The following is a 12312-nucleotide window of genomic DNA, read 5'->3' on the forward strand; positions in this document are numbered from 1 at the left end:
CGGCGGACGTCCGGCGACCGACCCGCGCGCGCGGGAGGAGGTCGCCGCCGTCTGGGGGCTCGCCGAACTCCCGCACGGGTACGGCCGTGACACCGGACAGATCGTCGAGGCCGCCGTCGCGGGCGAACTCCAGGCGCTGCTGGTGGCCGGCGTCGAGGTCGCCGATCTGCCCGACCCGGCACGCGCGCGTACGGCGCTCGAAGAGGTGGGCTTCCTGGTCTCGCTGGAGCTGTGGCCCAGCGAGGTCACCGAGCGCGCCGACGTCGTCCTCCCGGTCGCCGCGGTCGCCGAGAAGCCGGGGGCGTTCCTCAACTGGGAGGGCAGGGTGCGGTCCTTCGAGGCGGCCCTCAAGCCGGACCAGATGACGCGCCCGCTGCCGCCGGGCGACGCGCGCGTGCTCCAGATGCTGGCCGACGCCATGGACGTCCACCTCGGGCTGCCCGATCTGCGCACCACGCGCGCGGAGATCGACCGGCTCGGCGCCTGGGACGGGCAGCGGTCCCCGGAACCGAACGAGACCGGGGGAGCGCTCCCGAGGCCCGCCGCGGGGGAAGCCGTCCTCGCGGGGCACCGGATGCTGCTCGACCAGGGGCTCCTCCAGGAGGGCGACACGGCGCTCGCGGCCACCCGGCACGTGTCCCACGCGCGCGTGTCGGCCGCCACGGCAGCCGAGGCGGGCGTGAAGGACGGCGACGTCCTCGCGGTCACCGGCGCCGACGGGACGGTCGAACTGCCGCTGGCCGTCACCGAGATGCCCGACCGGGTGGTGTGGCTCCCGCTGAACTCGACGGGCGGGGGCGTCGCCTCGGACACCGGGGCCCGGCCCGGAACGCTCGTCCGCATCGGCCCGGCGGCGCCCGCCGACGCCCTCAAGGAGGTGGAGGCATGAGCCCGTACCTCGCGGCGGAAGACCTCTCGATGTTCGGCCGTGACCCCTGGTGGCTGGTCGTGATCAAGGCGGTGTTCTGTTTCGCGTTCCTGATGGTGACCGTGCTGTTCTCCATCGTCTGGGAGCGCAAGGTCGTCGCCTGGATGCAGTTGCGTATCGGACCCAACCGGCACGGTCCCTGGGGCATGCTCCAGTCGCTCGCCGACGGCATCAAACTGATGCTCAAGGAAGACGTCGTCGTCAAGCGCGCCGACAAGGTCGTCTACATCCTGGCGCCGGTCGTCGCCGCCATCCCCGCGTTCATGGCGATCGCGGTGATCCCCTTCGGCCCGGCCGGCAACGAGATCTCGATCTTCGGGCACCGGACGACGATGCAGCTCACCGACCTGCCGATCGCGATGCTGTACATCCTCGCGGTCGCCTCGGTCGGCATCTACGGCATCGTGCTGGCGGGCTGGAGCTCCGGGTCGACGTACCCGCTGCTCGGGGGGCTGCGGTCGGCCGCGCAGATGATCTCCTACGAGATCGCGATGGGCGCCGCGTTCGCGTCGGTGTTCCTGTACTCGGGGTCGATGTCGACGTCGACGATCGTCGAGCAGCAGAGCGACCGGTGGTACATCCTGCTGCTGCCGGTCTCGTTCATCCTGTACATCGTCACGATGGTCGGCGAGACCAACCGCGCCCCCTTCGACATGCCGGAGTCCGAGGGCGACCTCGTCGGCGGCTTCAACACCGAGTACTCGTCGATCAAGTTCGCGCTGTTCATGCTCGCCGAGTACGTCAACATGGTGACCGTCTCGGCCGTCGCGACGACGCTGTTCCTGGGCGGCTGGCGGGCTCCCTGGCCGGTCAGCGGGTTCTGGGAGGGCGCGAACCACGGCTGGTGGCCGATGCTCTGGTTCGTGATCAAGGTGCAGCTGCTGCTGTTCTTCTTCATCTGGCTGCGCGGCACACTGCCGCGCGTGCGCTACGACCAGCTGATGAAGCTCGGCTGGAAGGTGCTGCTGCCGGTCTCGCTGGTCTGGCTGATGCTCGTCGCCACCATGCGGACCCTGCGCAACGAGAACTACGGCTTCACCGACATCGCCCTGTACGTCGCCGGCGGGCTGATCGCCGTCCTGCTGCTCTCCTTCGTGGCGGACGTGTTCCGCGACAAGGCGAAGAAGGCCGCCGAAGTCCCCGCCGAGCCGGCCGGGTTCGACCCGATGGCCGGTGGGTTCCCGGTGCCGCCGCTGCCCGGTCAGGAGCTTCCGCCGGTGCCTCGGCGCCGGTCCCGCCAGGAGCGGGAGCTGATTGTCAGTGGTGGGGTCGATACTCAGAGTGACGGACCTCGTGACGGAAAGGAGGCGTCCGATGGCTGAGGAGCCCAAGGAGACCGCACCCGGTTTCCAGAACCCCGTCGCCGGCTTCGGCGTGACCTTCAAGGCCATGTTCAAGAAGCGGCTCACCGAGCAGTACCCCGAGCAGCCGAAGACCACCGCACCCCGGTTCCACGGACGGCACCAGCTCAACCGCCATCCGGACGGCCTGGAGAAGTGCGTCGGCTGCGAACTGTGCGCCTGGGCCTGCCCCGCCGACGCGATCTACGTCGAGGGCGCGGACAACACCGACGAGGAGCGCTACTCCCCGGGCGAGCGCTACGGCCGCGTCTACCAGATCAACTACGCCCGCTGCATCCTGTGCGGCCTGTGCATCGAGGCGTGCCCCACGCGCGCGCTGACGATGACCAACGAGTTCGAACTGGCCGACTCCAGCCGCGCGAACCTCATCTACACCAAGGAACAGCTCCTCGCGGGCCTCGACGACAACATGGTCGACACGCCCCACGCGATCTACCCGGGGACGGACGAACAGGACTACTACCGGGGCCTCGTCACCGAGGCCGCCCCCGGTACGGAGCGTCAGGTCGCCGTCTCCAAGGGGGAGAAGCCCGAAGAAGAGGGGGTGGAAGCGTGAGCGCGCAACTCGCCGCCTACTCGACCTCCACCGGCGAGGCGTTCCAGTTCTGGACGCTCGGCACGGTCGCGGTGATCGGCGCCCTGTGCACCGTCTTCATGAAGCGCGCCGTCCACAGCGCGCTGTGCCTCGCCGGGACGATGATCATCCTCGCGGTGTTCTACCTCGCCAACGGCGCCTACTTCCTCGGCGTCGTCCAGATCGTCGTCTACACCGGCGCGATCATGATGCTGTTCCTGTTCGTCGTGATGCTCGTCGGCGTCACCGCCGCCGACTCGCTGAAGGAGACCATCAAGGGGCAGCGCTGGCTCGCCCTGCTGAGCGGCCTCGGCTTCGGCATCCTGCTCGTCGGCGGCATCGGGAACGCCTCCCTGAGCGAGTTCGACGGCCTCGGCCAGGCGAACGCGAACGGCAACGTGGAGGGCCTCGCGGCCCTCATCTTCACGAAGTACGTCTTCGCCTTCGAGATCACCGGCGCCCTGCTCATCACGGCCGCCGTCGGCGCGATGGTCCTCACCCACCGCGAGCGCACCGAACGCGCCAGGACCCAGCGCGAACTGGCCGAGCAGCGCGTGCGCGACGGCAAGCACCTCCCGCCGCTCCCGGCACCCGGCGTGTACGCGCGCCACAACGCCGTCGACGTCGCGGGCCTGCTCCCCGACGGCACGCCGTCCGAACTGACCGTCAGCAAGACCCTGCGCGACCGAGGCCAGGTCAGGGACGTGTCGGCGGAGGCGATCGCCGACCTCAAGGCCCTCCAGCAGCGCTCCGAGGAGCGCCTGGAGCGCGACGAGATCGAGCCCCCGCACTTCACGTCGGGCAAGCGCCGGCCGAAGGAGGCGTCGAAGTGAACCCGGTCAACTACCTGTACCTCGCCGCCCTGTTGTTCACGATCGGCGCGACGGGCGTGCTGATCCGGCGCAACGCCATCGTCGTCTTCATGTGCGTCGAGCTGATGCTGAACGCCTGCAACCTCGCGTTCGTCACCTTCTCCCGGATGCACGGCAACCTCGACGGCCAGATCATCGCCTTCTTCACGATGGTCGTCGCGGCGGCGGAGGTCGTGGTCGGACTCGCGATCATCGTCTCGCTGTTCCGCTCCCGCCACTCGGCCTCGGTCGACGACGCCAGCCTGATGAAGCTGTAAGGGGTCGGAAGAAACGTGGAGAACCTCATCGCGCCGCTGATCGCGGCGCCCCTGCTCGGAGCGGCCCTGCTGCTCACCGGAGGCCGCCGGCTCGACGCCGTCGGCCACTGGATCGGCACGCTCCTGTCGGCCGTCTCCTTCGTGTTCGGCCTGATCCTCTTCGCGGACCTCCTCGGCAAGGACGCCGAGCACCGCACGCTCCACCAGCACCTGTTCAGCTGGATCCCCGTCGAGGGCTTCCAGGCGGACGTCGCGTTCCGCCTCGACCAGCTGTCCATGACGTTCGTCCTGCTGATCACGGGCGTCGGGTCGCTGATCCACCTCTACTCGATCGGGTACATGGCGCACGACGAGCGCCGCCGCCGCTTCTTCGGCTACCTGAACCTGTTCCTCGCGGCGATGCTGATCCTGGTCCTCGCCGACAACTACCTCCTGCTGTACGTCGGCTGGGAGGGCGTGGGCCTCGCCTCCTACCTCCTCATCGGGTTCTGGCAGCACAAGCCCAGCGCCGCGACGGCCGCGAAGAAGGCGTTCCTGGTCAACCGGGTCGGCGACATGGGCCTGTCGATCGCGATCATGCTGATGTTCACGACGTTCGGGACGTTCGCCTTCGGCCCCCTCCTCGGCACGCACACCGACCCCGGTGTCGCCGCCGACGCGTCCGAGGGCAAGCTCACCGCGATCGCCCTGATGCTGCTCCTCGCGGCCTGCGGCAAGTCCGCGCAGGTCCCGCTCCAGTCCTGGCTCGGGGACGCCATGGAGGGCCCGACGCCCGTGTCGGCGCTCATCCACGCGGCGACGATGGTCACCGCCGGCGTCTACCTCATCGTCCGCTCCGCCGCCGTCTTCGACGCGGCGCCGGACGCGCAGCTCGTCGTCACCATCGTCGGCGCGGTCACGCTGCTGTTCGGTGCGATCGTCGGTTGCGCGAAGGACGACATCAAGAAGGCCCTCGCCGGGTCGACGATGTCGCAGATCGGGTACATGGTCCTCGCGGCCGGCCTCGGCCCCATCGGGTACGTCTACGCGATCATGCACCTGGTGACGCACGGCTTCTTCAAGGCCGGGCTCTTCCTCGGCGCCGGGTCGGTCATGCACGGCATGAACGACGAGGTCGACATGCGCAAGTACGGCGGCCTCAGGAAGTACATGCCGGTCACGTTCATCACGTTCGGCCTCGGCTACCTCGCGATCATCGGGTTCCCGGGCCTCTCCGGCTTCTTCTCCAAGGACAAGATCATCGAGGCGGCGTTCGCCAAGGGCGGCACCGAGGGCTGGATCCTCGGCGGCGCGGCCCTGCTGGGCGCCGCGATCACCGCGTACTACATGACGCGCGTGATGCTGATGACGTTCTTCGGCGAGAAGCGCTGGCAGCCTGACGCGGACGGCAACGAACCGCACCCGCACGAGTCCCCGAGGACCATGACGATCCCGATGATCGTGCTGGCCTTCGGCTCGGTCTTCGCCGGCGGCCTGTTCGGCGTCGGCGACCGCTTCCTGCACTGGCTGGAGCCGATCACCGGACACGACCACGGCGACGCCCCGATCAGCGCCGCCACGGTCACCTCGGCGACGGTCGCCGTCATGGTCGTCGGCGTCGCGCTCGCGTACCTCCAGTACGGCCGCCGCCCGGTCCCGGTCGTCGCCCCGCGCGGGTCGCTGCTCACCCGGGCCGCCCGCCGCGACCTCCTCCAGGACGACTTCAACCACGTCGTGCTGGTACGCGGCGGCGAGCACCTCACGCGCTCGCTGGTGTACGTCGACCACACCCTGGTCGACGGCGTCGTCAACGGCACGGCGGCCGGCTTCGGGGGGCTGTCCGGACGGCTGCGCCGCCTCCAGAACGGCTTCGTGCGGTCCTACGCGGTCTCGATGTTCGGCGGCGCGGCGGTCATCGTCGCCGCGACGCTGCTGATGAGGGCGGTCTGATACCGATGTCCTTTCCCCTGCTGACAGCGACGGCGGTACTCCCCGCCGTCGGTGCCATCGCCACGGCGGCGGTACCGGCCGCGCGACGCAACGCGGCGAAGTCGCTCGCGCTGCTGGTCTCGCTCGGCACGCTCGCCCTCGCGATCGCGATCCTCGTCCGCTTCGACCCCGACGGCGACCGCTACCAGCTCACCGAGTCCCACTCCTGGATCAAGGAGTTCGGGGTCCGGTACGAACTGGGCGTCGACGGCATCGCGGTGGCGCTCGTCGCGCTGACGGCGCTGCTGATCCCGTTCATCATCCTGGCCGGCTGGAACGACGCCGACCCGCTGGAGACCGGCAGCAAGCGCTGGCGGCCCACCCAGGGCTTCTTCGCGCTGATCCTGGCCGTCGAGGCGATGGTGATCATCTCCTTCGAGGCGACCGACGTCTTCCTCTTCTACATCTTCTTCGAGGCCATGCTCATCCCGATGTACTTCCTCATCGGAGGCTTCGGGGACCGGGCGCACGAGCACGGAGAAGAGGCGGCGTCCACCCAACGGTCGTACGCGGCCGTCAAGTTCCTGCTCTACAACCTGGTCGGCGGCCTGATCATGCTGGCCGCGGTGATCGGCCTGTACGTCGTCGCCGGGAACTTCAGCCTCCAGGAGATCGCCGAGGCGCGCGCCAACGGCTCGCTCGACATGGCGACCAACACGGAACGCTGGCTGTTCCTCGGGTTCTTCTTCGCGTTCGCGGTGAAGGCCCCGCTGTGGCCGCTGCACACCTGGCTGCCGAACGCGATGGGAGAGGCCACCGCACCGGTCGCCGTCCTCATCACGGCCGTAGTTGACAAGGTCGGCACATTCGCGATGCTCCGTTTCTGCCTCCAGCTGTTCCCCGAGGCGTCGAAATGGGCAACTCCGGTCATTCTCGTGCTCGCCCTGATCAGCATCATCTACGGTGCGCTGCTCGCCGTCGGGCAGCGGGACATCAAGCGGCTGGTGGCGTACGCGTCGATCTCGCACTTCGGGTTCATCGTGCTCGGCATCTTCGCGATGACGAGCCAGGGCCAGTCCGGCGCGACGCTGTACATGGTCAACCACGGCATCTCGACCGCCGCCCTGATGCTCGTCGCCGGGTTCCTGATCTCCCGGCGCGGCTCGCGGCTCATCGCCGACTACGGCGGCGTCCAGAAGGTCGCCCCGGTGCTCGCCGGGACGTTCCTGATCGGCGGTCTCGCCACCCTGTCGCTGCCGGGCCTCGCGCCGTTCGTGAGCGAGTTCCTCGTGCTGGTCGGCGCGTTCGCGCGCTACCCGGCCGTCGGGATCGTCGCCACGTTCGGCATCGTGCTCGCCGCGCTGTACACCCTCGTCCTCTACCAGCGGACGATGACCGGCCCGGTGAAGCCCGAGGTCGCGTCGATGCCCGATCTGAAGGTGCGGGAGATCGCGGTCGTCGCGCCGCTCGTCGTCCTGCTGATCGTGCTCGGCGTGTACCCGAAGCCCATCGCGGATGTCGTCAACCCGGCGGTCAAGCACACGCTGTCCGACGTGAACAAGAAGGACCCCAAGCCCGAGGTGGAGGCGGCCAGGTGAGCGCAACTGTCGTCCACAGCCTGTGGACAACGGCGGCCGATCCGATCTCGAAGATCGACGCGCCGAAGATCGAATACGGGCAATTGTCGCCCACCCTGATCGTCGTGGGCGCGGCGGTCGTCGGGATCCTCGTCGAGGCCTTCGTGCCTCGGAAGTCCCGCTACCACGCCCAGGTGTTCGTCTCCGTCGTCGCCCTGTGCGCCGCCTTCGCGGCCGTCGTCGCGCTCGCGGCGAAGGGGTACGGCACCACGCGCGCGGGGATCGTGGCCATGGGCGCCGTCGCCGTCGACGGACCGGCGCTCTTCCTCCAGGGGACGATCCTGCTGGCCGCCCTGGTCGGCCTGTTCACCTTCGCCGAGCGCCGCCTCGACCCCGAGGCGCACGGCAGCCCCGTCGACTCGTTCGCCGCGCAGGGCGCCTCCGTACCCGGCAGCGACAGCGAGAAGGCCGCCGTCAAGGCCGGGTTCACCACCACCGAGGTCTTCCCGCTGCTGCTCTTCGCGGTCGCCGGCATGCTGGTCTTCCCGGCCGCCAACGACCTGCTGACGCTCTTCGTCGCGCTGGAGGTCTTCTCCCTCCCGCTGTACCTACTGTGCGCACTGGCCCGCCGCAACCGGCTCATCTCGCAGGAAGCGGCCGTCAAGTACTTCCTGCTCGGCGCGTTCGCCTCCGCGTTCACCCTGTTCGGCATCGCCCTGCTCTACGGGTACGCCGGTTCGGTGTCCTACGGGACGATCGCACAGGTCGTCGACGGCACGGTCAAGACGATCGCCCCCGCGCTCGCCGACACCATGGGCAACGACGCGCTGCTCCTCGTCGGCGCCGCGCTGCTGATCATGGGGCTGCTGTTCAAGGTCGGCGCCGTGCCGTTCCACATGTGGACGCCGGACGTCTACCAGGGCGCCCCGACGCCGGTCACCGGGTTCATGGCCGCCGCCACCAAGGTCGCCGCGTTCGGCGCGCTGCTGCGCCTCCTGTACGTCGTCCTGCCGGGGCTGCGGTGGGACTGGCGGCCGGTCATGTGGGGCGTCGCGATCGTCACGATGCTCGGCGGGGCGATCGTCGCGATCACCCAGACCGACATCAAGCGGCTCCTCGCGTACTCGTCCATCGCGCACGCGGGGTTCATCCTCGCGGGTGTCATCGCGACGACGCCCGACGGCGTCTCGTCGGTGCTGTTCTACCTGGGCGCCTACTCCTTCGTGACGATCGGGGCGTTCGCCGTGGTCACGCTGGTGCGCGACGCCGGGGGCGAGGCGACCCACCTGTCCAAGTGGGCCGGTCTGGGCCGCCGTTCACCCCTGGTGGCGGCCGTCTTCGCGGTGTTCCTGCTGGCCTTCGCCGGTATCCCGCTGACCTCCGGGTTCGCCGGGAAGTTCGCCGTCTTCAAGGCGGCGGCCGAGGGAGGTGCGGCGCCGCTCGTCGTGGTCGGTGTGATCTCGTCCGCCATCGCCGCGTTCTTCTACATCCGCGTGATCGTCCTGATGTTCTTCAGCGAGCCGCGCGCGGACGGGCCGACGGTGGCCGTGCCGTCGCCGCTGACGATGGCCGCGATCGGGGTGGGGGTGGCGGTGACGCTCGTCCTGGGCGTCGCGCCGCAGTACTTCCTCGACCTCGCCGGGCAGGCGGGGGTGTTCGTGCGCTGAGAAGCGCTTCATGCGGACGACGGCCCGGGGCCCCTTCTTGGGGGGTGCCGGGCCGCCGGCGTTCCCGGGGTGTGCCGGGAACCGGCCTGTGGATAACTCTGTGGCTGTCGGTGCGGGGCCCTATCGTGGAGGCAGTGGAGGAAGCGGTTCGTAAGTGGTTCGAGGGACGACGGGCGGGAACGGCGCGATGGCGGACGTGGTAGCGGCAGAGGCGGCGGGGGCGGTGGACAGCGAGGCGTTGGCCACGCTGCACAAGGTGTTCGGGTACGACAGTTTCCGGGGTGAGCAGGAAGCGATCGTCGACCATGTGGTCGGCGGTGGGGACGCGGTCGTGCTGATGCCGACCGGCGGCGGGAAGTCGCTGTGCTATCAGATCCCCGCGCTGGTCAGAGCCGGTACCGGGGTCGTCGTGTCGCCGCTCATCGCGCTCATGCAGGACCAGGTGGACGCGCTGCGGGCGGTCGGCGTGCGGGCCGGGTTCATCAACTCCACCCAGGACTTCGACGAACGCCGGCTGGTGGAGGCCGAGTACGCGGCGGGCGAACTGGACCTGCTCTACCTCGCGCCCGAGCGGCTGCGCCTGGACAGCACGCTGGAACTGCTCTCGCGCGGCAAGGTCGCCCTCTTCGCGATCGACGAGGCGCACTGCGTCTCCCAGTGGGGCCACGACTTCCGCCCCGACTACCTGGCCCTCTCCCTCCTGGGCGAGCGCTGGCCGGACGTCCCCCGCATCGCCCTGACGGCGACGGCCACGGAGGCGACGCACCGGGAGATCGTCCAGCGCCTCGGCATGCCGGCCGCCCGGCACTTCGTCGCCAGCTTCGACCGGCCCAACATCCAGTACCGGATCGTCCCCAAGGTCGACCCCAAGAAGCAGCTCCTGTCCTTCCTGCGCGAGGAGCACGCGGGCGACGCCGGCATCGTCTACTGCCTCTCGCGCAACTCCGTCGAGAAGACCGCCGAGTTCCTGGCGAACAACGGTGTCGCGGCCGTCCCGTACCACGCCGGGCTCGACGCGGGCACCCGCGCGCGCCACCAGTCCCGCTTCCTGCGGGAGGACGGGCTGACGGTCGTCGCGACGATCGCCTTCGGCATGGGCATCGACAAGCCGGACGTCCGCTTCGTCGCCCACCTCGACCTGCCGAAGTCCGTCGAGGGGTACTACCAGGAGACCGGCCGCGCGGGGCGTGACGGACAGCCGTCCACGGCGTGGATGGCGTACGGGCTGAACGACGTCATCCAGCAGCGCAAGCTGATCCAGTCCGGGGAGGGGGACGAGGCGTTCCGGCGCCGCGCGCAGTCCCATCTGGACTCGATGCTGGCCCTCTGCGAGACCGCGCAGTGCCGGCGCGGCCAGCTCCTCACCTACTTCGGGCAGACGCCCGACGAGGTGGGCTGCGGCAACTGCGACACGTGTCTCACCCCGCCGGAGACGTGGGACGGCACGGTCGCCGCGCAGAAGGTCCTCTCCACCGTCGTCCGCCTCCAGCGCGAGCGGGGGCAGAAGTTCGGGGCCGTCCAGATCATCGACATCCTCCTCGGCAAGCGCAGCGCGAAGGTCATCCAGTTCGACCACGACCAGCTGTCCGTCTTCGGCATCGGCGACGACCTCTCCGACGGTGAGTGGCGCGGTGTCATCCGGCAGTTGCTCGCGCAGGGGTTGCTGGCGGTCGAAGGGGAGTACGGGACGCTGGTGCTGACCGAGGCCAGCGGGACCGTGCTGCGGCGCGAGCGGGACGTGCCGTTGCGCAAGGAGCCGAAGCGGGTGGCTGCCGCCAAGGGGGCCGGGGCGTCCTCGTCCGGGTCCGGTGCCGGTTCCGGGAAGAGCGGGAAGTCCAAGGCGCCGGTCGTGGAGCTGCCTGTCCAACTCCAGCCCGCGTTCGAGGCGTTGCGGGCGTGGCGTGCGGGGCAGGCCCGTGAGCAGGGGGTTCCGGCTTACGTGATCTTCCACGACGCGACGCTTCGGGAGATCGTCTCCGTGTGGCCGTCGTCGGTGCGGGAGCTGGCGGGGATCAGCGGGGTGGGGGAGAAGAAGCTGGCGACCTATGGGGAGGGGGTTGTGGCGGCTCTCGCGGAGTTGGGGGAGGCGCCGGAGGGGGCGGGGGGCGCCGGGAGTGCCGGTGGGTCTTCCGAGGGGGGTGCGGCCGGGGCCGTCGGCTCGGGTGGTGCGAGCGGTTCGGGGAGGGGCGTGGGTTCGCGGGGCGGCGCGGGTTCGGCGGGCGTCGGGGGCGTCGGGGGTGCTGGGGGTGACGATCTCTGGGGTGAGGTGGAGGAGGAGCCGGACTGGACGTAGGGGGAGGGGGTTCGGGGTCTGCCTCGCGTGGATGCCTGTGGTCCCAGGCCGACGTCCTCGCGCCCTGGTGCGTGCCGCCGGCGCTCTCAACGCCGGGCGTTCTGGAGGCCAGGCGTCCTCGACGCGGGGTGTTCTGGAGGTGAGGCCCCCTCAACGCCGGGCGTCCTGTGCCGGCGCCCGCGTCCCCGGCACCCCGCGCCGACGCGCTCGCCCCTGCGGCCAACGCCACCGTCCCGACCCCGCCGGCACCCCGGCAACACCCCCGCCTACGCCACCGTCCCGACCGCACCCCCCGCCTACGCCAACGCCCTCAACCCCGGCGCGAACAAGATCACCAGCGGCAGCAGGGGGACCAGTGCCGCCACCGTCGTCGTCAGGGCGCGGTGCCGGCGCAGGAGCCGTGGGGGCGGCTGGAGGAGGCGGTCGACGCGTTCGCCGAGGAGGCGGTTGCTGGAGGCGCAGGAGAGGACGCCCCGGTGCTGGTTCAGCTCGATCAGCGCGAGGGCGGTCGTGCGGTGGCCGCAGCGGCGCGACGCCGCGTCGTCGGCGGCGAGTTCGACCAGCCGGTGGGTCTGGTCGCAGAAGTGGGCGAAGAGCGGGACGCGGGGGAACCCGGTCGCGAGGGCCGTCGAGAGGTGCAGCAGCCAGTCGTGACGGGCCCGCGCGTGCCCCTTCTCGTGGGTGAGGACGGCGTCGAGCTGATGCGCGGTGAGCCGGTTCAGCGCGCCGGTCGTGACGATCAGCTGGGGCGGGCTGCCGGGCAGCCACCAGGCGTCCGGGTACTCGTCCTCCAGGACCAGGAGAGGCCCGCGCGCCGAGGGCAGCCCCGCCGGCAGATCCGGCGCCCGCTCCCGCAGCAGCGCCCGCTCCCGCAC

At 70.3% G+C, this 12312-nt stretch carries 10 protein-coding genes; 9 read left to right on the top strand and 1 reads right to left on the bottom strand.

All coding sequences use genetic code 11. The annotated features are described in order from the left end of the window. The 9 genes from ACVNF4_RS24390 to recQ form a co-directional block, all read left to right on the top strand. The coding region (locus ACVNF4_RS24390; protein WP_461805014.1) for a molybdopterin-dependent oxidoreductase at positions 1-889 on the top strand (889 nt) is incomplete at its 5' end. Continuing rightward, positions 886-2250 carry an NADH-quinone oxidoreductase subunit NuoH gene (gene nuoH, locus ACVNF4_RS24395; protein WP_461805015.1) on the top strand — a complete coding sequence of 455 codons (1365 nt, stop codon included), beginning with the start codon at positions 886-888 and terminating at the stop codon, positions 2248-2250. The genes ACVNF4_RS24390 and nuoH, both read left to right, overlap by 4 nt. Continuing rightward, the gene (gene nuoI / locus ACVNF4_RS24400; protein WP_461805016.1) at positions 2243-2845 is read left to right on the top strand and encodes an NADH-quinone oxidoreductase subunit NuoI; all 603 of its coding nucleotides are present in this window, start codon (positions 2243-2245) and stop codon (positions 2843-2845) included. The genes nuoH and nuoI overlap by 8 nt, the downstream gene beginning before the upstream one ends. Then, entirely contained in the window at positions 2842-3696 is an 855-nt protein-coding gene (locus ACVNF4_RS24405; protein WP_461805017.1) for an NADH-quinone oxidoreductase subunit J, read from the top strand. The genes nuoI and ACVNF4_RS24405 overlap by 4 nt, the downstream gene beginning before the upstream one ends. After that, positions 3693-3992, top strand: coding sequence for an NADH-quinone oxidoreductase subunit NuoK (gene nuoK / locus ACVNF4_RS24410; protein WP_093829093.1), 300 nt, complete (start codon positions 3693-3695; stop codon positions 3990-3992). The genes ACVNF4_RS24405 and nuoK overlap by 4 nt, the downstream gene beginning before the upstream one ends. Positions 3993-4007: 15 nt before the next feature. Beyond that, positions 4008-5921: an NADH-quinone oxidoreductase subunit L gene (gene nuoL, locus ACVNF4_RS24415; RefSeq protein WP_461805018.1), complete on the top strand. Its 1914-nt coding sequence runs from the start codon at positions 4008-4010 to the stop codon at positions 5919-5921. Between the two features lie 5 nt (positions 5922-5926). After that, positions 5927-7498: an NADH-quinone oxidoreductase subunit M gene (locus ACVNF4_RS24420; RefSeq protein ID WP_461805019.1), complete on the top strand. Its 1572-nt coding sequence runs from the start codon at positions 5927-5929 to the stop codon at positions 7496-7498. Further along, complete coding sequence (gene nuoN, locus ACVNF4_RS24425) at positions 7495-9144, top strand: NADH-quinone oxidoreductase subunit NuoN (RefSeq protein WP_461805020.1); 1650 nt, start codon at positions 7495-7497, stop codon at positions 9142-9144. Before ACVNF4_RS24420 ends, nuoN begins: the two co-directional genes overlap by 4 nt. 187 nt (positions 9145-9331) lie before the next feature. Beyond that, the gene (gene recQ / locus ACVNF4_RS24430; protein WP_461805021.1) at positions 9332-11437 is read left to right on the top strand and encodes a DNA helicase RecQ; all 2106 of its coding nucleotides are present in this window, start codon (positions 9332-9334) and stop codon (positions 11435-11437) included. Between the two features lie 296 nt (positions 11438-11733). Here the strand turns inward: recQ and ACVNF4_RS24435 are convergent. After that, positions 11734-12312, bottom strand: a 579-nt coding sequence (locus ACVNF4_RS24435; RefSeq protein ID WP_461805022.1) for a M56 family metallopeptidase, incomplete at its 5' end; no start/stop codon positions are given.

This window comes from Streptomyces sp. S6, from assembly GCF_054880855.1.

Bases quoted from the DNA above. Each gene is read 5' to 3' on its own strand.
- recQ (WP_461805021.1), top strand. From the start codon at position 9,332: ATGGCGGACGTGGTAGCGGCAGAGGCGGCGGGGGCGGTGGACAGCGAG.
- ACVNF4_RS24420 (WP_461805019.1), top strand. From the start codon at position 5,927: ATGTCCTTTCCCCTGCTGACAGCGACGGCGGTACTCCCCGCCGTCGGT.
- nuoI (WP_461805016.1), top strand. From the start codon at position 2,243: ATGGCTGAGGAGCCCAAGGAGACCGCACCCGGTTTCCAGAACCCCGTC.
- nuoH (WP_461805015.1), top strand. From the start codon at position 886: ATGAGCCCGTACCTCGCGGCGGAAGACCTCTCGATGTTCGGCCGTGAC.